This window comes from Arthrobacter sp. MDT1-48-3 (genome assembly GCF_054511015.1).
Genome location: NZ_JBTNDL010000009.1, coordinates 46033 through 66876, shown reverse-complemented (window position 1 = coordinate 66876; position 20844 = coordinate 46033). Strand labels below are relative to the sequence as shown.

Below are 20844 nucleotides of genomic sequence, written 5' to 3'. Positions count from 1 at the left end.
GAGGTACTACCTTTAGTTACATGATCCAAACTTATGCTGCGCTTTTAACAAAGCTTATGGAAGAGGAAAAAAGGCGACTCGACGAGGACGACATTAAGCATGGCGTCACAATCGGCAAAATGTACGAGGGTCACTTCAAGAAAGTAGTCCTCAAGCGAGCACTACCTGAGGGGGTCAATCTAAATATCACGGGCGGCTTCATTTCTATCCCTGGCCCCAAGGGGTTGAAATACTCGAGACAGATCGACTGCATGCTGGTGCGTACTACCGAGAGAGAGATCCCATACACGGATGACTATGTCTGCGATATAGAAAACGTAGTCGCTGTCTTTGAAATCAAAAAAACTCTTTACGGTAAAGACCTTAAAAGTGCTTTCGAACACTCGAAGTCGATTCGCGACCTTGAACTCGAGTACCTTCAATCCCGAAAAACCTACCCTATGATGGCTTTGGATACGGAAAGAGTCCTAAGCGCCCTGGCTCACACCATTAATATAAGATTCGACACCATCGAAACGGCGGAAGAACTTCTTGATGGAACAGAGCTTGAAATTCTCCACAACCTCCTCCTGGAATCATGGGGCATCCTGAGGGTAGTTTTCGGCTATAACGGTTACGAATCCGAGCAGAGCTTTCGTGAAAAACTCGCTGAACAGATTAGCGACGTGGTCGTCGCTGGCCAAGCGTCCAACGGATCTGGAACCAACTTGTATAGTCCTGGATCATTCCCTCAACTCATCGTGAGTGGCAGGTACTCATTGTGCAAGATGAACGGGTTGCCTTATATGGCGGAGGAGATTGATGAATGTTGGCCATTCTATGCCTCAACGAACTTCAATCCACTAAATATTCTACTCGAGTATCTGTGGATGCGTCTAGCTCGCGAATTTGACATCAACTACACGGAGGAGCCCGAACCCGCGAAGAGATCTAACGAAATCCCCGAACCGACAGAGGACCCCGAACCCGTCGAGGCCATGCGCGTGTTCCTGCTCGCATGGGTTGAGCGCAAGGTTGGAACCAAGGTTTCGTGGGGCTTTGAGCATGTGCCCTGGACAACGGCGCCAAAACCCACCGTGCAAACGAAGTGACTTTGCGTCTTAAGAAAGGGCCAGGCGCAAAAGGCAAATGTGGACGGAGTTGATGTTTTGACGTCTTCCCTACAAATGAAAGACCCGATTATCAACGACCTCCGTCAGTGTTCCCCGCTGGCCGATTTTCGAGTACTTTTTCTTACGGGAAGGTCGCATCCGCAAGACGGTATGCCTCTCGCATTCGATGGGCTGCAACACACGAGGACGAGACACCATCTCTCCCCGGCCGTCACAGCTTAGCCGATGTCTTGGTTGGATCCGCTGCACGAAATAGGTGACTCTGCGCGACACCACCTAAGTAGACCGAAGCTTCAACAACCGAAGCCGATACACATTTCATATGCGCTGTTATAGGCGTCAGATCATCCGGAGCAGGTCGCCCTCGCCGAGATGTGGCATCCTCTGCCACCATTGGGGAGGCAGTTTGAAATGCGGCTTCTGCGCACACTGGCCACTGATGGCATTCCAGTAGCACCACCAGTTCCGACGAGCAAAGCCGCCCGACTCGCGTTGTGTAAGGGGTACGAAAATGTGCGACCGCTCTCGCCCATTGAGCGACGGCGCCTTCGCCGTGATCCGCTCCATCTCCGGACGCATGTGACGGCTGCGGTGGCCCGGTGATGAGGTCGGCAGGTCCGGCGCACGAGCCCAAGTCCTGCCGCTCCTGCGGACGCCGCATCGAGTGGCGGAAGAAGTGGGAGCGGAACTGGGAGGACGTCGCCTACTGCAGCGACGCCTGCCGGTCCCGCAAAATCCGTGCCATCGACACCGCGCTCGAGGAGTGGCTGCTCGCGCGGCTCGACGCCGCAGCCCGCGGTTCGGGGATCGACCCGGCCGACGCCGCAGCGGCCCTCGGCGGCAGTGACAGCCCGCTGCACGAGCCTGCACGCAACGCTGCCCGCAGGCTCGTCGCCCGCGGACTCGCGGAGATGGTGCAGCGCGGCGCCGTCGTAGATCCTTCGACCGCCAAGGGCCCCGTCACACTGCGCAGACCTCGCTGATCCTGCTGACCCCGCTGAATGCATGACCCCGTTGACCGCACCGTGCGCGGGCAGGGTGTTCCGCCGTCGTCCGTGCTCGGCGCGCGGATGGCTCGAAGCGCTGGTGTTGTGGGTGGGCATCAACGCTATTCCTGATGCGCATGACACAGCCTTGTTCCCTGCGATCACGAAACGTCCACGCATACCGGTCATTCTGCCCGTCTCTCGCCACAGCATCGTCGGTGTGGTGAACTAAGGCTCCGCTGCGCCGACCTGTACGGATGCCTCCTCACGGGCCGGCGCAGCGCTACCATCGTCACGAAGACCGAGAGCTGAATGGTTGTCAGAATGCTGCGCCTCCTGCCCCCAGGTGCACGGAACACACTTCCCCTCGCTCCGCTGCTTGTTCCACACACAGGGGGACAAGCAGGAACCATCAGCCCGCCTGCACACACCCACCCGCGTCACCGACACCGGAGAACTCACCTCGAGTAAATGGTGGATGTGCACAGCCTCCTCATGCTGGGGTGCTACGAAGGAAGCGCTATCGCGCCCGGACGCGGAAGTACCGGAAGCTAAAGATGTAGAGGCCAATGAGCAGAATGCTCCTGAGTACGAACCATGCACCGTCCCAGCTCAACTCCACCTGACCAAGCAGTAACGCCAACACGGACAGCAAACCTAGAAACCCCGCTAGAACGATGGACACCCCAGCCATAACGCCAGCGAAGGTCTTGTTCATGGACTTCAGGACGTATCGGGTCATCAGCCCATTGAATCAGCCATGCCCCGCCGACACTTCAGACAGCTTTCCAAATAATCAAACCTGGGTTCTATTTCAAACCCTGCACGAGGGACGGCAGAGGATCAGGACGGCACGGACGATGACAGCGCACCCAGTCGACAAGACACACACCACAGCCACGAAACAGGACGAGCCGTGCTCGGCTGCGACGGCCTGGCATGTGCTCGACGAGGTAGCTGACGTCCGGTTCCTGCCCTCGGGGTTGCCGTTGGCACTGCGCTGGCGGGGCCGCCTGTGGCAGGTCATCGGGACACCGATGTCATGGTCCAGCTCAAGCAGCTGGTGGGAGCCCTCAACCACTCCCCCGGGCGGTCAAGGCGGGCAGGGCGGGCAGGGTCGCATGCTGACGACGAGATTCTGGCGGTTCCAGGCGCAGACCGGACCAGCGTCGCCGGTGCTCGAGTTCGACATGAGTGCGGATCCTCGGTGGCAGGACTGGCGGCTGCGCAGGGTCGCCGGCGTCAACGGGTTTTGAGTAGGCGGTAGGCGGGTCGTGGCTGGCCCATGGGTGGGTCCAAGCGGTACACGAATCATTACGCCAGGCTGATGGACGAGCGGATCGAGGAGTTCGTCATGCGCGAGGAACTGACTCCTTTGGATTCCGCGCTTCATCGATCCACGCACGCAACCCTCTACAGTCACTTCCCCACCAAGGTGCACCTCGTCGCATCGGTGGTGAGCGAGTTCCTCAAGCAGGTAGCGGATCGCAGCGAGGCCGCAGCGGCAGCCGTGAGCGATGGCAGCCCTGCATACACCGAGCTCACCGCCCTTCTGCGGGACATCGTCATCGCGACCGCAACCAATCAAGCCGCGAAGGCCGCCGCAGCCGCTCTCGACGCCGACGCAGGCGATGCATCGGACGCACAACGAGCCAGCTCAGCTCTGCAGTCGATTATCAATCAAGCCCGCGTCGACGGCGCCGTCCGCTCCGACCTCTCAATCAATGACATTTATCTACTCGCCCAGAACATCCCCGGCGGCCAACCCGTCGAGACCCTCGACCGATGGATCGACCTCCTCCTTCACGAAATCGCGGCCCGAGAAACCGACACGGCCTCCAGACCCTGAACCGGACCCCCTGACGGGACAGCTAGAGGGAATGGCGCAAAACCGGGTTCGTCGTCTTCGTCCCCGCACTGATTCTCCCCTCTCCACTTACAGCTGTATCGCGGTGACGGTGTCTGTTGTCAAGACCAGCGGGAAAAGAGTGCCCACAATAGCTCTCCGGTATTGACCTCATACGAAAGTTGACCTAAAAGGTCAAAAACGCAAATTCGTGTTGAAAAGGTGGCCGTGGGGTCGCATATAGCCGCCAAGAAACGCCAGGGCAGGTCCTGAAGTGGGGCCAGAAATGTCCGTTTCAGCGAACCGCCTAAAGCTGTCGTCACAAATTTTTGAGGAAACTCTTGTGTAAAGCCTAGGGCGACGGCTACATTCACATCGTCGGTGGTCATCGATAGCGATTATCACGACATTCAGGGGGAGGAAACCCATGAGGATCCGTAAGTTTTGGACATTGATTGCTGCCACTTTGATGGCAGCAGGTGTCGTGACGTCAGGCCAGGTAGCATCGGCTTCGTCGATCACGTCGAAACCAACGGTAGGCATCACTACCGTTGCAGCGCCCCAAGTCCAGAACAGGATCATGGTGGCGGCGGCGGTGTACAGGCCGTACACGTCGGCGAATTTCCGGTACAACCTGATCCAGCGAACCGGTTACAACCCCGGGACGCGGTGCCAGGCGCACCACACCATGCCTCAGACCTTCAGCACGTACTTCGGGGCCAAGGGCATTCAGATCCACGACCCGCAGTACGGGCTGTGGTGGGTTTCGACTGCTGGGGTGGCCAATAACCACTCGGCTCTGTCCGCGCAGTACAACCGTGACTGGCAGAACTGGATTGACCGGAACCCGAACGCATCGAAGACAACCGTCCTTCAGTTCAACACGTCGATGAAGGTTCGTTACCAGAGCTACTACCGGTGCTGAAAGACAAGCACTCGTCCGGGTGGGTTCGCATCCAGGCCAATTCAGGACGCAATGACGTATGGCTCGACGTAAACGGGCAAGGTAAACCAAAGATCACCGGAGAACCTTGGTATATGCCTGACGGCGTCACGAATGTCTACCCGTTCATCGAGGACTGGCGTCCTGAAGAACTTCCCTTCCCGGTATGGCTTGCTCCCTACGGCGGGGGCAAGAAATACGGTGACATGCTGTGGACCGGTGGAATAACGCTGAAGATTGCCTCCACCCGCTTCATCGAGGCTCTTCGCGCAGCTGAGGTCACCGGATATCGAACCTTCGACGTCGAAGTTCGAGACCACGCCGGCTCGCCTCTTGAGGGATACACCGGCTTCGCGACCGATCCGTCCCCAGGCTCTGATATTCAGAACCTCTACGGCCAGACACATCAAAACTATGCCTTTATTGCCACACAGCGTGTCGCCGAGGCATTGCGCGATCACGGAGCTGACCAGCTGGACATCAGCCCCTACACCCCCGATTAACGTCGAAGTCCTCGCGCAGAGAACGAATTGCGCGACCGCAACCTGGTGTCGGAACACACACCAGTCTCAAGCGCCGCGGCCAGACGAGCCGGAGCGCTCCAACATCACCGCTCCACCACAGCAGATCAAACTCGAAGGAGAATCAGTCATGGGTACATCTCGAATCGGCCGAACAATCGCGCTCATCGGCGCAGCAGCCAGTCTCACTCTCACCATATCGGCGGGGGTAGCCGTCGCCGGAGGCAGTGGCGAGCCGGTCGCCCAAAACGGCGGCTCGGCCGTCGTGGACCAACGGGGCACGACGACCATCAGCGACGTCACCAAGCCCAAGCCCGGTATGGCGTCGACACTCGCCACCACGACGAAGGTCGGAGGTGGGACCTGGACCTACGGCAGGCAGGCCGTGGCATTCCCCAACGACAAGTGCTTCTCCAACTACGTGCACAATTCGGTGTACCACAGTGCCACCACTATCTTCGGCGACGGAAACAGCAAGAGATTCGCCGACCCCTCGCTGTACGCGAACTCCTCAGTCACCAAGAACGGGTTCTTCACCACCGGCTGCAGGACGTACTGGAACACCTACTGAGAGCCCCTGCCGCTGGCCAGCTGAGCCAGCATGCAGCCATGAGATAGTAGGCCAGGCCTCAAGGGCTTGAGCGACATGAAACTGACGCAGGCTCCCGGTCGTCCGACGCGCATCGCCGCGCCGTTGCACGGCCGGGAGTCTGCCTATGCGGTGCAACGCCCGAAGGGCGCGAGGCACCACGAAGAACCGGGAGATACGTGCGCAGTCGACTGCTCTTTGTCGTAGCCCTGCTGGCGATCACAGCGATGGTGTCCGCCTTGGTTCTGGTGGCGAACATCCAGAACCGCCGCGCCGACGAGCAGGCCGCTGCCAGCAAAATCGGACTCACCATGACCTGGCCCGACGCCGGACCGGGCGCCGACCCGGCACTGACGTTGTCGATCCTCACCCAGGCGGCCCAGACAACCCAGTCGAATGTCGTGCGTACATCAGTAGGGATCACCGCTAGTAATCGAACAGTGGTCACGCAGTACGTCCTGCTTGAACAGCCAACAACGGCCCTGTTCGACGCCTACAACCTCTCGAGCGGGCGCTGGCCGGACAGCGAGGAACTAAAAAGCGCAGCGGTGGCAGTCTCGACCACAGAGCAGGCACCCGGCGTCTCGGTCATCGGCAAGCCTTCGGTACTGCTGAACGCCTACGACATCACCGTCTTGGGCCTTCCCGCCGCCTACGAGACACTTCCGGCCGCAGGTACGTACGTCATCGAGGCGCCGACCCCGGCCGCGCAACAACAGTTCCTCGACATCGTCGCGGCCCGCCTGACCGCCGCGGGTCTACCCGTGTCGGCCAGCGACCTGCAAAGCGCCCCCAGCAACGCTGCCCTTCCGCAGGAGTCCCCGGTGAACCTGACCGGCATCACGCTGCTCCTCATGGTTACCACGTTCTTGCTGGCGTTATACATCCTCCTCCGCGATGGGCGCCGTATCGGCGTCCTGCGCCTCAACGGCTACTCCACCAGCCGGATCTGGTTCGCGGTGGTCGGCCGCCTCCAAATCATCGTCTCCGTAGCCTCTGCCGTCGCGTCTCTGGCCGTCCTGTCCGTACTCCCGGGAGCTGACTGGGAGTTGCGTGTCGCCGCCCTTGGCGCTCTCACCCTCTTTTCGCTCGCCACATTGGGCGCAACAATCGGGGCGGCCACTCTCGTGGTCCGCGGTGTCCGGATTAGCAACCTCGTCAAGTCCGCCCCGGTTGCTGGCAAGGCGGCGCTCGGAGCCCTCCTCGTGGCCAGTACCTGTAGCGGCGTCGTCCTATCGGCCAGCCTGGCCCATCTGTGGACCGAGCGGGGCGAGCTGACGACCCAGCGACAGTTGGCAAGTGCAGAAGAAGGCAACCGTGACTACGCGGTTTTCTACCCTCGCCTCGTCGGCGACGACGCGGTGGAACTGACAAGCGGCGGCAACGCTTCGACCATCTCCGAGGCCCGCGAGCTGTACACCCTGCTCGACTCCCGCGGAGCGCTCTTCATCGACGCATCTGCCTACGAAGAGGTCGACCCCCAGCAAGGCCTCATCGACCAGGGCCCATTCCCGCCGCCGATACGTGTCAACACCAACTATCTGCAGGAGTACCCGGTTTACGATGAAGCTGGGCAGGCCATCTCGGTACCGTCATCCGAGGAGGAATGGGTAGTGGCTGTTCCCGCCAAGTACAAGGCGGACAGTCAGATCCTTCAGGACATGTTCCAGGTACGACGCACCGGTAACGCGCAACGAGACGGCGCCTACCAAGGCGAAACGCGGATCGTCGGCGCCCCTGCAGAACGCTTCGCTGATCAGCGCGTGCGCATCATCTGGACCGAACCCGGCCAGCAGGTATTCACGTTCAACCCAGCGGTCGCACCCACTGACCGCAGCATGGTCACCGACCCCATCATCGAAATCATGACACCCTCCAACAGTCTTCCCATCGACCGCTTCAACGCAGTCACCGGATTTCTGGGCACAGCACTCAAAGTCAAGGTGAACGGCGATTCCGCTCGTACCCTGACCGCGCTGCAACCGACACTCCAGAACCTGCGCCTCGATGACAACCTCCGCTATCTGGTGACACCCGACGAAGCCGCCCTGCAAAACCTCAGCGAGCTCGAGGAGGGACTGAACCGGACCGCAGCCGTTGCCGGCGCCTCCGCTCTCGCCGTCGCGGGTTTCGCAGTGGCCGTCGTGCTCATGTTGGCCGACAAATTCAACCGCGCACGGGCTATTCGCCGCCTACACGGACACGGGATCTTCCGCGCCAACCGAGAGGTCTTCCTTATCCTCAGCGCCTCACTCGCTGCGCAAGTGATCCTCACGGCCGCTGCGCTGTCCATTGCCGGCCCCGTCACAGCCGACGGCCAAGGAGCTACCGCACCGACGGTGATATTGGCCTGCGCAGCGGTACTAGCCGCCCAGGCCGTGGCGATCCTCGTGGCAATCACGGCTGTAGAACGCCGATCACTAAGCACGGGCTTGAAGGAAGGCTAATGATGACTGAACCGAGCGTGCAGTTGGAATCTGTTACCAGACGGTTTGGAGACCACGTCGTCCTCCGTAATTTCAACCTCCATGTACACGCTGGAGAGATGGTGGCCCTCACCGGGCCTAGCGGGTCAGGCAAGTCCACGGTGCTCAATCTCGTCGGCCTCCTCGAAGCCCCCGATGCTGGGCGCATTTCGCTGGCTCAACGGCCGGCGCCGGCGCCTCACAGCAAGGCAGCGTTACTCCTTCGTCGTCACACCTTGGGCTACCTGTTTCAAAACTACGCACTGATCGACGGAGCAACGGTGGCCGAGAACCTGCGAGTGGCCATGGCATACACCAAGCCAGGCACCTCTGAAGCCGACGCGATAGATGCAGCCTTGGAGCAGGTGGGGCTACCAGGGACTCAGAAGCGGCGCGTGCACACACTGTCCGGTGGCGAGCAACAACGCGTCGCCATCGCCCGCCTGCTGCTGAAATCCTGCGACATCGTGATCGCGGACGAACCCACCGGATCCCTGGATGGGGACACCGCCGCATCTGTACTCGACCAACTCCAAATGCTCGCTGACGCGGGAAAAGCGATCCTTCTAGCAACCCACGACCCCCTCGTCGCCGGCCGCTGCTCCAGGATCTCCTCACTAAGCGCATCTGAGTAAGCGCGTGATACCGCATCGCTCCCACCCTCGCGGCCAAGGACACCGGAAACTCGCTTGATCAGCAAATGCGAACTCGTGACAGGCGCGCGCCCTTCGACTGAAGGCACTCTAAAGCGCCTCAAGGTGCAACTCTGCCAGTGAGCTGCGACCGACATTCGGGGTGAGGCGGAGCTATGAGTAGCTTGCGGTGGCGTCTCTCTATGTTGAGACGAATCAATGCCGTATACCGATCGTTCATCGCCAGAGTTACGGGCGATGAATGATGGCGCTGCGGGTTGTGACCGACGCGGTCACGCCAGGCGCGCCAAGGAAGACAGTGTGCGGAACCACAAGCTGGTGGTCGATAAGTTCACTCCGATCGCGTGGGTCTAAAAAGTGTTGCCTGTATGAAGGGTTGCTTGTGTGAAGGGAGGTCTTATGAAGCGGATGATTTGGGTAGCGGCGGTCGCGCTGACGACCTTGGGTGTTGCAGCTCTTACGTACTTTGCGACGACTGAAATCACCGCGCGAAACCGGATACGCGAGTGGTCTCAGCGGCCCGAGTTGGAGAACTGGGCTATGCCGTATCACGGTGTGGAGGATTCCGCGATGACCTCAGCAGCAGTAGCGGCTATCGTGGTAGCCCTTATGTGGGCACTCGTTTGGTGGCTTCGAGGATCGGAAACTTCCCACAAATCTGCCCAGTCGTACTGAAGTCTGCCTCTCGCAGACCTAGGTCAATCCGCCTGCGGGACTGGCTGTGGGCCCGTCGATCCAAGTGTGCGAGTCGGCACATGGTCAGGGAAGTCATCACCGATTCCACCTGGTTCGTAAAACGCCTTCACGAACTCCCGCGCTTCCCGAACCAGCTCGTCGCGGGTCAAAGGAGTTGCAGGCTCAAATTTATGATCATCAAAGGCCTCAACGAATTGTCCGACTGTGAAGCCGTAGGTGCCACCAACCGGCCCGTTCAACCAACTGAAGTCATAACTACGCACTCCGCCTGGCTGAACCTCTTCACTGATGCGAAACAGCTCGTCATCGACACTGACCTCAAAGGGCTCCATTCAATGATCCTCAATTCGGGTGTCTTACTCTCTTACGGATCCCTTCCGCTGAAGGATCCCTCAGCGGGAATCCTGGTTGGCCGGATCAGGGTTCGTCGTGCCGCCTCAGGTGTTCCTGCGCGGCAGCGTGCATCGCGCGGTACTTTTCTCCCGACTCGATGGCTGCGACGACGGCAGGGTCTGAGTCACGTTGAAGAGCATCGATGACGTCTTCGGGCAGGTCGACTTCTCCAGCGAGATACCAGCGTGCGACAGGTGATCCTGAGGCGGCGACGTGGCGTGCTCGGCCAAAGTTCGTGGGGAGTCCCTCCGTTGGGGTGTCGAGCCGTTCGATCTGGAAATGGAGGTGCGGTGGCGAGCGATGACGGCCTGGCTGGTAGGCCGGCTGTACGTTTAAAGAGATCCGGGCAGGGCCTCCGTCCCACATCACCCAGTCGGGTCCGAGTCCCGTCCATTCCGCCCAGCGCGCATCATCAGGTGACCACGTTGGCCACCCTGGGCGGGACTCGTGCTGGTGCAGGTCCTCGTTTTGGTCAAGCCGCCGCGCGAGTTCCTGGCCCGTGGTGAAGACCACCGAAGCGTCCTCCTCGGTCAGGAACACGGCCAGATTTGGTGCGTGGTCCGACGACAGCAGCGACCAGGAGGGTTCGTCAGGGTAGTACCAGTGCCCTCCGTCGACCGCGCGCACCCAGCCCGCAGCTTCGATCCCGGCAGCCAGGGAATCGGCGTCAGAGAGCAGATCATTGCTGACCGCTTCATGCGTCACGAACAGGACCTTATCGAGGACGGCGTCATTGACCATGTCGCTAGTCAGTCAGGCAGTGATCCTGCCTGTCAATGCATCTCGTAGACGGATCCTCCTGCGGCACTGCTTCATTGCGATGAGATCACGTTCTCTCGTCGTGAGCCGCGTGCGGACGTGTAGGTGCCTACCGTGGAGCGCATGCAGGCATCTGAAACTGTCCACGCAGAGAACCACGACCTCATTGACTCTCCGTTTTATCGGGTCAACTTCTGGGAACAAGCAACACCGCCGCGTGGCTGGATGCTCGATGCTTTCGTTCTCAGTGACGTCGAGGATCTGACGCAGGTACACCAGTGGATAGAGGAGAATGCGCGCGGACGCCGATTCGAGCTCTTCGTCGAAATGGAGCACGAGCAGGTGAGGCCTTTCGCCAGCCCACGCACGAGTGGACTTATCCGGTTACTCGGAAGCAACCCCAACGCCGGAGAACCGGTGCACATCGCGGCTTTCGCCCCGAGTTAGTGAACACGGTTTCAAGAGCACGTAGAACGATTGGCTTACGCGCAGCAGCCGTAGCTGCAACAGTGAGCACATACTTCACCTACTGCCTCTGCAACCCTTTGAAGTACGCCGACAACCACGCAACAAATCGCACGAAGGATAGGAGGTGCCAAAGCCATGACCCACGCAGATCACGCCGGCCACCAGGAACCGCGAACCACTCGGCCCATGACCACCTGGGTGCTGATGCTCCTGACCACTGCTGTCGTCCTCCTCCTCCCCGACTGGAGTGGAAGAGGCGTCCCTCGCCCGATCTGGGTCTTCGCCATACCCATCCTGCTCGGCCTGACCGGAGCTGGCTTCGCTCTGAAGGGCGGGCATCCGTGGTGGGCTGCCACTTCAGCACTTTGGGGCTTCGTCTTCATCCAGGTACTCGTCGTCACCATCACCTTCATCAGCGGCCCATGATCTCAGCAGAACCGTATCGGGCGGTGATGAGGATGATGCCCTTCTAGATCCGTCGCTAATAGCGATACAGCTGACGCCGGAGCCCGGGCACCGAGTCCGCACTGGTGCTCGGGCCCACAGCCCACGATCCGGTCAAAGGGTCCCTCGATGAGACTGCGCACCTCGAAGGATAGTGTTCGAGAGATCAGCGACAGGACGCGCGTCGTGTCATGACGCACGCGGTGCTCTCGCTTACGCTGATTGGTGTTCTTGTTGACATCCCTAGTCTCTCAAGAGCAGGAAAGGGTCTTCTCCGTTCACGGGGAAGACCCTTTCCTATCAGGCGCCTGACTGTTCGTGAATAGCGCGCTGTTGTTCTGATGGTATGCGGGCAGGGTTCGCGCTGCCGCGGTGAGGATCAAGCTCCTGCAGACGGACATTGCAAGGGGGGGTCATTCTCGTCCTGGGTCAGCGTCGGTGACTGCTGGCCGAATGCATGGCCAGGCTGGAGTGGTCGATCTCCTCATCCCGCTGGGCTGGGAGAGTGCTCGAAGCCAGCCCCGCGCAAACCAATTGCCGGACAGTTCATCACCCGAAGATGTCGAGGCAATCGTTGATGATCCACCAGACACCGTCAATGGTGTAGACGCGGTCTAGGTCCTGGCTGAGCGTGTGCGCTCGGACTGCTCGCATGGCGATGCCGGCGTGCGCCCAGTCATCGACTGTGGCAGTCCGATCGTCGACGTACCGGTTCCACAGGTCATCGTGCTGCATTTTCGGTAGGCGAACCATCGCCCCATACGGTCCCCGGAAATCATCCACCGGGCCCTCGAACCGGACGGTCGCGAAACCCAGCAGGGCTTCGGCCGAAATCAGCCTCAGCCCGCTGAGGCTTGGGCAGCGCGCAAACACTCGTTCGATTGCCTGCACATACTCCTCGGGCCCCGGCCCTCCCTTTGTATTCCCCATGACATTCCCCATGCAAAAAAGTCTCCCACTCCCCCGCCAGCACTCCGCAGCCAGACACACATCGACTCCGCCACATAGCCTTCAAGAAGAGTGCCATCTTCAGACAAACTCCCGGTTCGCATGGTGCGAAAGGGCTGGTTCTTGGACGGTCGGCATCGGCGTGGAGGCGTTTGAGAGCTGGTGCGCCTCAGCCTCCCCCAACTGGAGCGGGACTTCGTCGTGCACGCGGTGAACGAACTCATCAGTGAAACACCAAGGCACACAGCCCCCTACAGCAACGATCCCGACGAGCCGGAGGCCTTGGTTGCCCTGGGTCTGAAGGGGGTCCTGGCCGACCTCGACCGCCCGGGTAACCCGAGTAATCCGGGCGACCGGGAGGGTCCAGATGACCGGGAGGACCCGGTTGGCCGGAAGGATGATGTGAACGAGGGCGGCCGGGAACAAGGCGGCTGAGGGTGCGTTGGCAGCAGGGTTACCGTTGAAGCTGCGATTGATACTGCAAGGGAAGCCCCCTACTGGAACACGGAAGACGGGCATCCCCTGAAAGGACAGTGAAGATGACCGAAGGAAGTAATGAGCGCAGGAAAAGTGAGCCGGCACAGCTGCAGGACCTGGTCCTGGACAGCACGGACCTCGAACGGTTCCTGAACAGACTTGCCATTCTCACAGCCACCACGTTTACCACTGAGGCACGGGACGTGTTCTGCAGCGTCACACTGCTACGCCCCAATAGTAAGGACGTCATCGCCAGCAGCAGCAACCAGGCGAAGAACCTCGACGAGGTGCAACTCGCCTATGACGACGGGCCGTGCCTGCGTGCGGCGCGCGAGGGACAGATTTACGTCGTGAAGGACTTCACGACCGAGGACCGCTTCGGCGCGTACTCCGCGGCCATTGTGGGCCACGGTATTCGGTCCGCCCTGGGTATACCCATCGCCCTGGAAGGCCATGCCGCAGCCGGCCTGAACCTCTACGCGACCGCCCCGGACGCCTTCGACCCCACTGTCATCACCGCAGCGGACACGCTCGGCAAGGAAGCATCACAACTGCTGCGGATGGCGGTCCACATCGCTCAGCTCACGGTCACCAACCACCACCTCACCGAGGCCATGAGCAACCGGACGACCATCGACGTCGCTGCGGGCATCATCATGGCCCAGAACCGGTGCAGCCACGACGACGCCATGACCATCCTCAAAGCCGCCTCGAGCGGCCGGAACATGAAACTCCGCGACATCGCCGCCGCCGTCGTGGAGTCCCTCGGACAACAGACACCTGCCACCCACTTCATCCCCTGACCCCGCAGCCGCTGACAAGCAACGTTTGCCTAAGCCGCTCACGACGGGCAACGGAAAAGTACCGGGAAGGACTGCGATCACCATGGCGCCGTGCTACCGCCACCACGAACAGCACCATCAGAATCGTTAACGTCACAGCCGCACACCGGATGTGCTGGACCGCTCAGCGCACCTGAGACCGGCGGTGATGGTGGCTGGTAACACTGGGTGACCGGCGGCGGCTGGGGCGCGGGATGGTCTCAGGATCCCGCTCGACGCCGGTCACGTCTTACCCGGCCAGAGTGGCCGGAATCTTGGTGCGGGCATTGGGCCTCGCTGTCTTCATTTTAGGAAGGCAGGAACTTTGACTGCCTTGGAATGACTACCTCATTCGACGAGTTCACCACCTGTTTTACCTGAGATGCCTGCGCGGGCCGGCTCTCGATTTGCGCCTATGGCATGATCCTGAGCATGAGTGACCAATCGCCGGACCTGCATACCGTCGAAGATCCGTTGAGAGTTCCGTTTTGGATTGTGCTTGCGGGTGTGGGGGTGGGCGCTTTTTGGGCTCTTACAGGGGTGCTGGTTGGGGTGCGGCTAGCGCGAAAATCCCGCGACTGATGAGAGCCTGAAGAGAATCCTTGCTGGGTGCAGCTGAACCGTTCGGGTGCCGGCAGGAATCACCTGTACAGGACCAGTGCAAGGGCTGCAGGTGTTCATCTGAGTGTCATGCGCCGCTGGTAGGTTCCGGTCATGGATGAGCTGCTGCCGGAACTGCGTACCACTCGTGTCGAGGATCTGTCCGACCGGGAGGGCTTCGACGAGCAGTTCCTGGGCCGCCGGGTGCCCATCCCGACTCTCGAGGACACCAAGACGATCCTGTTGCCCTATACACACTTCTCGGTGCTGATGCGCACCGACAAGCGCCTAGCGGCGATCACGGCCCTCGGCATTGACGGGGCGAAGCTGATGGACCTTGACCGGTCCGGCATTCAGTGGCGGCTGGATCCGCGCCTGCCAGAGGACCACCAGACCGGGGAGAGGGTGTACGCGAAGAACGACATCGACCGCGGGCACCTCGTCCGCCGGGCATCCGCCGTCTGGGGTGACACCGGGGCCGAAGCAGCCCAGGCGAACGAGGACACCTTCCACTACACCAACGCAGCCCCGCAGGCGGCGAAGTTCAACCAAGGCTTCGAGCTGTGGCTCGGCCTGGAAACATATCTGCTCGAGAACGCCGCCGACAACGGCCGGCGTCTGATCGTGTTCACCGGTCCCATTTTCAGCGATGTTGACCCCGTGTACCGGGGCGTGGAGATCCCGTTGCGGTTCTTCAAGGTCGCCGTATTCCTCGAAAGCGGATCTCTGGCCGCGACAGGCTACGTCGTGGATCAGACACCGCAGCTCAAAGACTTACCGGATATCCCACGGCCAGGAGCAGTCGGCGAAGGAGGTGACGGGGAGGCTCCCCCGCTGGGCCCGTTCCGCACCTTCCAGGTCCCCATCCGTGACATCGCCGCGCTGACCGGACTGGACCTGGCACAACTCATCGCCGTGGATCGGATGCCGATCGCCACAGCGCTACCACGCGCTCGGGTGATATCGGCCTGGCGGGAACTGACCAGCCCCGAGAGCCTGGACCTGGACTTCGAGCCCAAGGGCTAGAGCTCGCACGGCAAGCCTTATACGGACATTACTTTTCGCCCCCGCAGCCTTGGCTCACCGGCACACAAGTACGCATCTCCCAACGTATCCACGTCAACTGATGGTTGACGGTGATATGGGTGGTGCGTAAGGGTGGGGGTATGCGCACTTTCCCGGCATCGTTTCTGACATGGGTGCTGATGACCGTGGCGATCGGGTTCATCACCTCGGTTGGGTGGCCCGGATTCGTCATGGGCGCCGTATTCGGTCTGTCGTTGTGGATGATGTTGTTCTTCGGCTCGTACGCCACACCCCGCAGGGGTTTTGTATCTGCTCGGGCCTACGCCACGGCAGCTCTCATCGCTGTGCCGCTGGGCTTTGTTTTCTTCCTGCTCAGCGGTCAGAACCTGGCGATGTGGGCGCCGGCGATCATCTTTGTGGGAGCGATTCTTCCCGCCACGACATCGATGATGTCCGGAACACGACGAGCCCGGTGAAGGACGACGCCAGTCTCGCGAAGGTTGCAACCGCCCAAGCGCATCTGGAGCAGGCACGCACCGGACTCCAGCAGGCGGTCACCGAAGCCCGCATGGACCACACGTGGGCCGAGATCGGCGAAGTACTGGGCATGACCCGCCAGGCCGCATTCAAACGATTCGGGTCCCCACGCGACCCGCGAACAGGAGAGACCATGCCCACGGCACAGACCGCCTCTGATCTGATCAATGCAACTGAAGCAGTTTTCCGACTGATCGACGCGGGCGATTACGGCACCCTGGCGCCCATGATGAGCGGTGACACCGCCGCGGTTCTGACGCGGGACCTCATTCTGGGTACCTGGGCGCAAGCGGTCGCCGATACCGGGAACCTCACCGGGTGCCGGGAGACCGGGCTTGAACTGCCCGACGGCACACCCGTCGACCCGGGCGACGCCGTGCGCGGGTCCCTGATCGGCCGCACCATCATCGACTGCGAAGCCGGGCAGTGGGTGGGACGGGTCGCCTACGACCCCGCCCGGAACATTGTCGGGATCCTCGTTGTCCCACCGAACCACGGCCAACTGCCCTTCTAATCACCCGCCGACCGCAGAATCAACCTCAGAGGGTCACTTGAACGCCCTCACCCGCGGCGGCACGGATGGTTTTCCCTGCCAGGCAGCCGATCTGCAGCGCCCACCGTCAATACCCGCCCTTAACGCCCGCCGTGGTGTGCTGCTACCGCCCGTTTAGTTGCTCTTCGCTGAAGGGGTGATTGCGCGCCAGGTGCGGGCTCCGAGGAGGAAGGCGAGTGCGGCGATGATGGTGGGGAGGATGAGCCAGGCCCAGTCGCTGGTCCAGCTGATCCCGATGGCTTCGGTGGTGGAGTATGCGCTCACCTCGATGGTGAGGAATGTGGCGCGCGCTTCGGTGGAGCCGAGGGATTCAACGGCGGCGAGCATCCCGAACACGTAGGACAGGAACACCGTCCAGTAGATCAGCAGGGCTGCGCCGGCGGTGATGACACCGATGGACCACAAGGGCCTGCGCCGCGTGTCGCTGGCGTACTGCTCTGCGAGTATCTTCGGTGCGCCAAGATCCCGGAGACTGGTGGTCGTGTCTCGGGGATCGCTGGCCAGGGTCTGTCGGAGCTCTTTGACCGTTGCCCGCCGTTCATTGCCTGGCAGAACTGCCTCGAGGTGCCAGTCGAGTCGGGTGAGGTACATATCGGCTCGGAGTTTCTCCCCGAAGGATCGACGACGGGCGGCAGTGGCTTTCAGAGTTTTTTCAGGCATGAGGTGCGCTCTCCTTCTCGGTAGCAGCGTGTACGGCAGTGGCGACGACCTGCCACTGGTCTTGGGCAGATGCTCGTGTGATGCGGCCTGCTTCGGTCAGGGCGAAGTACTTCCGCGGGGGTCCGCTCGTCGAGGGGACCATTCGGGTGCTGACCAGACCGTCTCGTTCGAGTCTGCTGAGCAGCGGGTACATCAGCCCGGTCGTTACCTCCAGGCCTAGGTCCGCGAGACGTTCGATGAGTTGGTAGCCATAGGACTCCTCGTTGGAGAGGAGTGTGAGCGTCAGCAGAGGCAGGGCCGCTCTGGTGAGTTGCGCGTCCTGCTGCGCCTGAATTCTCGACATGGTACTACTAGAACATTAATACCAGAGAGGGGCAAGGGTGCAGGGAGAGCCGAGGCAGGGTGCCGTTTGATGGATGTCGCGACGAGCCAAGGCGACAGATCAACAAGCTAGCGCCCTCTTCTCTGCGGAGTATCACCGGCCGCGCCTTGGACCGCGAGAGCCCGGCCCGGATCGGGCCGTCGGCGGCGGCGAGCCGGAATGTCATCCCACCTCGAGAAGAGGTAAGCCTTTCACGGAGAAGGGCGTGGTCTTAGGATCGCGGGTATGTCGAAGGACCTGAAACTCCCGTATCTGCTGATCGCATTCACCTTCGGGGTCGTCGGTCTTTCGGGCATGGCGGGCGGTCAACCGAGCATGCTCACGTTCCTCATCCTCGCCGGCGTTTTCATCTGGCTCGGCGTCACCGCGGGTAAGAACGGTAAGCGCAGCAACAACTAGCAGCAGGACCCATTGCTTCGCAGGTGTCAGCGCACAGGTGTCAGCGCATAGGTTTCGCCACCCGATCGGCGTGGTTGCTGGCGTCGCTGGGTAGGGTGGGATGGAGCGCTGCAGGCTGAACTGCAGCGCGTATCGATGCCATAACCGTGGGGGTAAAGGGTGCACGAGGCGCTGGTCCATATTGAGCATTTCCGGATGGATTTCGGGTCGACGACGGTCATCGAGGATCTGTCCTTCGATGTGGTGGGCGGTGAGACGTTCGGGTTCCTGGGCAGTAACGGGTCAGGCAAGACCACGACGATCAGGGCCCTGCTCGGCATCTACCAGCCCACGGCCGGGATCCTGCACATCAACGGGCGCCCGTTCCGGCCCGAGGACGGCGGCCGGCTGGGCTACCTGCCGGAGGAACGAGGCCTGTACAAGAAGGAAAAGGTCATCGACACAATGACCTACTTCGGCCGGCTCAAGGGCCTCTCCCGGGTCCAGGCGCGCACCTGGTCGATGGAGTACCTTGAGCGCGTCGCCCTGGCGGACAAGGCGAGCACCCGGCTGGATAAGCTCTCCGGCGGGCAGCAGCAGAAAATTCAGCTCGGGGTGACGATCATGAACGAGCCCGAACTGCTGATTTTGGATGAGCCGACGAAGGGCTTCGATCCGGTGAACCGGCGCCTGCTGATGGACATCATCGAGGAGCAGAAATCCAACGGGGCGACCGTGGTCATGGTTACTCACCAGATGGAGGAAGTCGAACGGCTCTGCGACCGCGTGATCCTGCTCAAGAACGGCCGGGCGGAGGCGTACGGGACGATCGACGCCGTGCAGAATCAGTTTGGCGGCCGCACCATCCGCCTTAAATACTCTGGCACCCTCCCCCGCTCACCTCGATACGAGGTACTGCTGGTGGAACGGAACTACGCCGAACTGTCCCTGCCCGATGACCAGGACGAAGCCGATATCCTGCGCGAGCTCGTCACCGCCGGCCTGACCGTACGCAGCTTCACCACCTCCAAGACGTCCCTCGAGGACATCTTCATCAAGGTCTACGGCGACGAGAACGACGCCACCACCTCCATGACTGGCACCACAAGCAAATCCAACGATGGAGCCACTGGAGGTGTGGATGCCGGTTCTGATGCCACCTGGCTCGCAGGTACGGCTACTGGTACGGGTTTGCGACAGACAGGAGTATGAGCATGGCACAGCACAACCTCCGGACCGTGGTTACGTTCGAGTTCCTGCGAACGATCACCAAAGCCCGATTCTGGATCGGCACCCTGTCCGTCCCGTTGATCATGGGCGTCGTGATCGCGTTGATCTACCTCTCGAACTCCACCACAGCGGCCACCGCGGAGGCCCAGCGCGATGCAGAGTTCACCATTGCCTACACCGACGAATCCGGGCTCATCACTCCCGAGCAGGCCGAGCTCTTCGGTGCAGAAGCTGCAGTGTCGGAGGATCAGGCCATCAGCGCCGTAAGGGACGGGTCCCTGGATGCGTACTTCGCCTACCCCGCGAACCCCCAGTCCGAACCCATCAGGGTCTACGGGGCCGATGAAGGGATCTTCGCGAACGGCAAATACTCCGGCGTCGCCGAAGCCATGCTCGACGCGGCCGTGCAAGCCAATATCGAAGACCCGACCCTGCTCGCCCTGACCCAGACCAGCCCGGTCGTGGATGTGACGACCTACGCGGACGGGGCCGAGTCCGGAGGCATCAATGCGATCGTCCCGCCCATGCTCTACATCGTGATCTTCTACGGGCTGCTCGTCCTTCTCGCCGGACAAATGCTCTCCTCCACCCTCGAGGAAAAAGAGAACAGGGTCACCGAGATGATCCTGACCACCCTGAACCCGACCACCCTGATCACCGGCAAAGTCATCTCTCTCTTCGCGATCGGCGCCCTGCAAGTCATCATCTTCTCCACACCGATCGTCATCGGGTACCTGTTCTTCCGGAACCAGATCAACATCCCCGACTTCGACCTCAGCACCCTGATCTTCGACCCGCAGACCATGATCATCGGCCTGCTGCTGATGATCGGCGGCTTCAGTCTCTTCACCACCAGCCTGGTCGCACTGGGTGCGATCATGCCGACCGCGAAGGAAGCCGGGAACTTCATGGGCCTGATGATCGCCCTGCTGTTCATCCCCTTCTACGCCGTGTCCCTGATCATCTCCAACCCCCAAGCCCTCGTCGTACAGATCTTCACGTACTTCCCCTACTCAGCGCCCATCACCGCGCTGCTGCGCAACGGCTTCGGCTCCCTGAACCTCCTCGAAGCCGGCATCGTCATCGCGATCCTGTTCATCTCCTCGGCGCTCATGCTTCGTATCGCGGTGAAACTCTTCCAACACGGATCCATCGCCTACACCAACAAAGTCAGCCTCAAGACCGCCCTCGGCCCCAACCGACGCCGCACGACAGCGAACGCCTGAGCGCAGGACGACCGCACAACGATCCGAGGACCTTGCCGGTCCTCCGTGCGGGGGTGCACTCGATAGTTGGCTTCGGTTTTGCAGGGTAGGCGCAGGACTCGGTGAAGTTCGGTCTGTTTCCGCTTTCAGGG

Annotated in this window: 25 protein-coding genes; 19 read left to right on the top strand and 6 right to left on the bottom strand. The window is 61.1% G+C overall.

Annotation, left to right across the window (positions count from 1 at the left end; all coding sequences use genetic code 11):
• The first annotated feature begins 20 nt into the window (after positions 1 to 20).
• The 4 genes from ACX80L_RS15665 (at position 21) to ACX80L_RS15650 (ending at position 3947) form a co-directional block, all read left to right on the top strand.
• Complete coding sequence (locus tag ACX80L_RS15665) at positions 21 to 1091, top strand: DUF6602 domain-containing protein (RefSeq protein WP_459290792.1); 1071 nt, start codon at positions 21 to 23, stop codon at positions 1089 to 1091.
• Between the two features lie 623 nt (positions 1092 to 1714).
• Positions 1715 to 2095: a DUF2256 domain-containing protein gene (locus ACX80L_RS15660; RefSeq protein WP_459290790.1), complete on the top strand. Its 381-nt coding sequence runs from the start codon at positions 1715 to 1717 to the stop codon at positions 2093 to 2095.
• 680 nt (positions 2096 to 2775) lie between these two features.
• Positions 2776 to 3354, top strand: coding sequence for a DUF6504 family protein (locus ACX80L_RS15655; protein WP_459290788.1), 579 nt, complete (start codon positions 2776 to 2778; stop codon positions 3352 to 3354).
• Between the two features lie 71 nt (positions 3355 to 3425).
• Entirely contained in the window at positions 3426 to 3947 is a 522-nt protein-coding gene (locus ACX80L_RS15650) for a hypothetical protein (protein ID WP_459290786.1), read from the top strand.
• Between the two features lie 119 nt (positions 3948 to 4066).
• On the opposite strand, the gene ACX80L_RS15645 is transcribed toward ACX80L_RS15650, so the two are convergent.
• Positions 4067 to 4333, bottom strand: a complete 267-nt coding sequence (locus tag ACX80L_RS15645) for a hypothetical protein (protein ID WP_459290784.1) — start codon at positions 4331 to 4333, stop codon at positions 4067 to 4069.
• A gap of 38 nt (positions 4334 to 4371) precedes the next feature.
• On the opposite strand from ACX80L_RS15645, the gene ACX80L_RS15640 reads away from it, so the two are divergent.
• The 5 genes from ACX80L_RS15640 to ACX80L_RS15620 all read left to right on the top strand — a co-directional run bounded on the left by ACX80L_RS15640 (position 4372) and on the right by ACX80L_RS15620 (position 9097).
• Positions 4372 to 4869, top strand: coding sequence for a hypothetical protein (locus tag ACX80L_RS15640; protein WP_459290783.1), 498 nt, complete (start codon positions 4372 to 4374; stop codon positions 4867 to 4869).
• Positions 4863 to 5390, top strand: coding sequence for a hypothetical protein (locus ACX80L_RS15635; protein WP_459290781.1), 528 nt, complete (start codon positions 4863 to 4865; stop codon positions 5388 to 5390). Before ACX80L_RS15640 ends, ACX80L_RS15635 begins: the two co-directional genes overlap by 7 nt.
• A 148-nt stretch (positions 5391 to 5538) precedes the next feature.
• Complete coding sequence (locus tag ACX80L_RS15630) at positions 5539 to 5979, top strand: lactococcin 972 family bacteriocin (protein WP_459290779.1); 441 nt, start codon at positions 5539 to 5541, stop codon at positions 5977 to 5979.
• Positions 5980 to 6176: 197 nt separating this feature from the next.
• Positions 6177 to 8444 (top strand): hypothetical protein, encoded by a 2268-nt coding sequence (locus ACX80L_RS15625; protein ID WP_459290777.1) that lies wholly within the window; start codon positions 6177 to 6179, stop codon positions 8442 to 8444.
• Between the two features lie 2 nt (positions 8445 to 8446).
• On the top strand, positions 8447 to 9097 hold the full coding sequence (locus tag ACX80L_RS15620; RefSeq protein WP_459290775.1) for an ATP-binding cassette domain-containing protein: 651 nt from the start codon (positions 8447 to 8449) through the stop codon (positions 9095 to 9097).
• A gap of 716 nt (positions 9098 to 9813) precedes the next feature.
• Here the strand turns inward: ACX80L_RS15620 and ACX80L_RS15615 are convergent.
• Entirely contained in the window at positions 9814 to 10143 is a 330-nt protein-coding gene (locus tag ACX80L_RS15615; protein ID WP_459290773.1) for a hypothetical protein, read from the bottom strand.
• 85 nt (positions 10144 to 10228) lie between these two features.
• Entirely contained in the window at positions 10229 to 10945 is a 717-nt protein-coding gene (locus tag ACX80L_RS15610) for a hypothetical protein (RefSeq protein WP_459290771.1), read from the bottom strand.
• A gap of 141 nt (positions 10946 to 11086) precedes the next feature.
• Here ACX80L_RS15610 and ACX80L_RS15605 point away from each other — a divergent pair, with 141 nt between their 5' ends.
• A complete protein-coding gene (locus ACX80L_RS15605) occupies positions 11087 to 11410 on the top strand; it encodes a hypothetical protein (RefSeq protein WP_459290855.1) in 324 nt (107 codons plus the stop codon).
• A gap of 156 nt (positions 11411 to 11566) precedes the next feature.
• Positions 11567 to 11857 carry a hypothetical protein gene (locus ACX80L_RS15600; protein WP_459290769.1) on the top strand — a complete coding sequence of 97 codons (291 nt, stop codon included), beginning with the start codon at positions 11567 to 11569 and terminating at the stop codon, positions 11855 to 11857.
• A gap of 567 nt (positions 11858 to 12424) precedes the next feature.
• Here the strand turns inward: ACX80L_RS15600 and ACX80L_RS15595 are convergent.
• Positions 12425 to 12766 carry a hypothetical protein gene (locus tag ACX80L_RS15595; protein ID WP_459290767.1) on the bottom strand — a complete coding sequence of 114 codons (342 nt, stop codon included), beginning with the start codon at positions 12764 to 12766 and terminating at the stop codon, positions 12425 to 12427.
• Positions 12767 to 12985: 219 nt separating this feature from the next.
• On the opposite strand from ACX80L_RS15595, the gene ACX80L_RS15590 reads away from it, so the two are divergent.
• The 5 genes from ACX80L_RS15590 (at position 12986) to ACX80L_RS15570 (ending at position 16798) form a co-directional block, all read left to right on the top strand.
• Positions 12986 to 13258: a hypothetical protein gene (locus tag ACX80L_RS15590; protein ID WP_459290765.1), complete on the top strand. Its 273-nt coding sequence runs from the start codon at positions 12986 to 12988 to the stop codon at positions 13256 to 13258.
• 104 nt (positions 13259 to 13362) lie between these two features.
• A complete protein-coding gene (locus tag ACX80L_RS15585) occupies positions 13363 to 14103 on the top strand; it encodes a GAF and ANTAR domain-containing protein (protein ID WP_459290763.1) in 741 nt (246 codons plus the stop codon).
• Between the two features lie 732 nt (positions 14104 to 14835).
• Positions 14836 to 15747 carry a DNA/RNA non-specific endonuclease gene (locus ACX80L_RS15580; RefSeq protein ID WP_459290761.1) on the top strand — a complete coding sequence of 304 codons (912 nt, stop codon included), beginning with the start codon at positions 14836 to 14838 and terminating at the stop codon, positions 15745 to 15747.
• A 140-nt stretch (positions 15748 to 15887) separates the two neighbouring features.
• Entirely contained in the window at positions 15888 to 16223 is a 336-nt protein-coding gene (locus ACX80L_RS15575) for a hypothetical protein (RefSeq protein ID WP_459290759.1), read from the top strand.
• On the top strand, positions 16220 to 16798 hold the full coding sequence (locus tag ACX80L_RS15570; RefSeq protein ID WP_459290757.1) for a hypothetical protein: 579 nt from the start codon (positions 16220 to 16222) through the stop codon (positions 16796 to 16798). The genes ACX80L_RS15575 and ACX80L_RS15570 overlap by 4 nt, the downstream gene beginning before the upstream one ends.
• 153 nt (positions 16799 to 16951) lie before the next feature.
• Here ACX80L_RS15570 and ACX80L_RS15565 read toward each other — a convergent pair whose 3' ends face one another.
• Both ACX80L_RS15565 and ACX80L_RS15560 read right to left on the bottom strand, forming a co-directional pair.
• Complete coding sequence (locus ACX80L_RS15565; RefSeq protein WP_459290755.1) at positions 16952 to 17497, bottom strand: hypothetical protein; 546 nt, start codon at positions 17495 to 17497, stop codon at positions 16952 to 16954.
• Positions 17490 to 17840: a PadR family transcriptional regulator gene (locus ACX80L_RS15560; RefSeq protein ID WP_459290753.1), complete on the bottom strand. Its 351-nt coding sequence runs from the start codon at positions 17838 to 17840 to the stop codon at positions 17490 to 17492. Before ACX80L_RS15560 ends, ACX80L_RS15565 begins: the two co-directional genes overlap by 8 nt.
• Positions 17841 to 18104: 264 nt before the next feature.
• Here ACX80L_RS15560 and ACX80L_RS15555 point away from each other — a divergent pair, with 264 nt between their 5' ends.
• The 3 genes from ACX80L_RS15555 to ACX80L_RS15545 all read left to right on the top strand — a co-directional run bounded on the left by ACX80L_RS15555 (position 18105) and on the right by ACX80L_RS15545 (position 20713).
• A complete protein-coding gene (locus ACX80L_RS15555; RefSeq protein WP_459290751.1) occupies positions 18105 to 18278 on the top strand; it encodes a hypothetical protein in 174 nt (57 codons plus the stop codon).
• Between the two features lie 195 nt (positions 18279 to 18473).
• Entirely contained in the window at positions 18474 to 19469 is a 996-nt protein-coding gene (locus tag ACX80L_RS15550) for an ABC transporter ATP-binding protein (RefSeq protein ID WP_459290853.1), read from the top strand.
• A 2-nt stretch (positions 19470 to 19471) separates the two neighbouring features.
• Positions 19472 to 20713, top strand: a complete 1242-nt coding sequence (locus ACX80L_RS15545) for an ABC transporter permease (RefSeq protein WP_459290749.1) — start codon at positions 19472 to 19474, stop codon at positions 20711 to 20713.
• Positions 20714 to 20844 lie beyond the last annotated feature (131 nt).

What these genes read in the sequence shown, in the direction of transcription:
- ACX80L_RS15665 (WP_459290792.1), top strand. Translation starts at nt 21, where the DNA reads ATGATCCAAACTTATGCTGCGCTTTTAACAAAGCTTATGGAAGAGGAA.
- ACX80L_RS15660 (WP_459290790.1), top strand. Translation starts at nt 1,715, where the DNA reads ATGAGGTCGGCAGGTCCGGCGCACGAGCCCAAGTCCTGCCGCTCCTGC.
- ACX80L_RS15655 (WP_459290788.1), top strand. Translation starts at nt 2,776, where the DNA reads ATGGACACCCCAGCCATAACGCCAGCGAAGGTCTTGTTCATGGACTTC.
- ACX80L_RS15650 (WP_459290786.1), top strand. Translation starts at nt 3,426, where the DNA reads ATGGACGAGCGGATCGAGGAGTTCGTCATGCGCGAGGAACTGACTCCT.
- ACX80L_RS15645 (WP_459290784.1), bottom strand. Translation starts at nt 4,333, where the DNA reads ATGACCACCGACGATGTGAATGTAGCCGTCGCCCTAGGCTTTACACAA.
- ACX80L_RS15640 (WP_459290783.1), top strand. Translation starts at nt 4,372, where the DNA reads ATGAGGATCCGTAAGTTTTGGACATTGATTGCTGCCACTTTGATGGCA.
- ACX80L_RS15630 (WP_459290779.1), top strand. Translation starts at nt 5,539, where the DNA reads ATGGGTACATCTCGAATCGGCCGAACAATCGCGCTCATCGGCGCAGCA.
- ACX80L_RS15620 (WP_459290775.1), top strand. Translation starts at nt 8,447, where the DNA reads ATGACTGAACCGAGCGTGCAGTTGGAATCTGTTACCAGACGGTTTGGA.
- ACX80L_RS15615 (WP_459290773.1), bottom strand. Translation starts at nt 10,143, where the DNA reads ATGGAGCCCTTTGAGGTCAGTGTCGATGACGAGCTGTTTCGCATCAGT.
- ACX80L_RS15610 (WP_459290771.1), bottom strand. Translation starts at nt 10,945, where the DNA reads ATGGTCAATGACGCCGTCCTCGATAAGGTCCTGTTCGTGACGCATGAA.
- ACX80L_RS15605 (WP_459290855.1), top strand. Translation starts at nt 11,087, where the DNA reads ATGCAGGCATCTGAAACTGTCCACGCAGAGAACCACGACCTCATTGAC.
- ACX80L_RS15600 (WP_459290769.1), top strand. Translation starts at nt 11,567, where the DNA reads ATGACCCACGCAGATCACGCCGGCCACCAGGAACCGCGAACCACTCGG.
- ACX80L_RS15585 (WP_459290763.1), top strand. Translation starts at nt 13,363, where the DNA reads ATGACCGAAGGAAGTAATGAGCGCAGGAAAAGTGAGCCGGCACAGCTG.
- ACX80L_RS15580 (WP_459290761.1), top strand. Translation starts at nt 14,836, where the DNA reads ATGGATGAGCTGCTGCCGGAACTGCGTACCACTCGTGTCGAGGATCTG.
- ACX80L_RS15575 (WP_459290759.1), top strand. Translation starts at nt 15,888, where the DNA reads ATGCGCACTTTCCCGGCATCGTTTCTGACATGGGTGCTGATGACCGTG.
- ACX80L_RS15565 (WP_459290755.1), bottom strand. Translation starts at nt 17,497, where the DNA reads ATGCCTGAAAAAACTCTGAAAGCCACTGCCGCCCGTCGTCGATCCTTC.
- ACX80L_RS15560 (WP_459290753.1), bottom strand. Translation starts at nt 17,840, where the DNA reads ATGTCGAGAATTCAGGCGCAGCAGGACGCGCAACTCACCAGAGCGGCC.
- ACX80L_RS15555 (WP_459290751.1), top strand. Translation starts at nt 18,105, where the DNA reads ATGTCGAAGGACCTGAAACTCCCGTATCTGCTGATCGCATTCACCTTC.
- ACX80L_RS15550 (WP_459290853.1), top strand. Translation starts at nt 18,474, where the DNA reads ATGGATTTCGGGTCGACGACGGTCATCGAGGATCTGTCCTTCGATGTG.
- ACX80L_RS15545 (WP_459290749.1), top strand. Translation starts at nt 19,472, where the DNA reads ATGGCACAGCACAACCTCCGGACCGTGGTTACGTTCGAGTTCCTGCGA.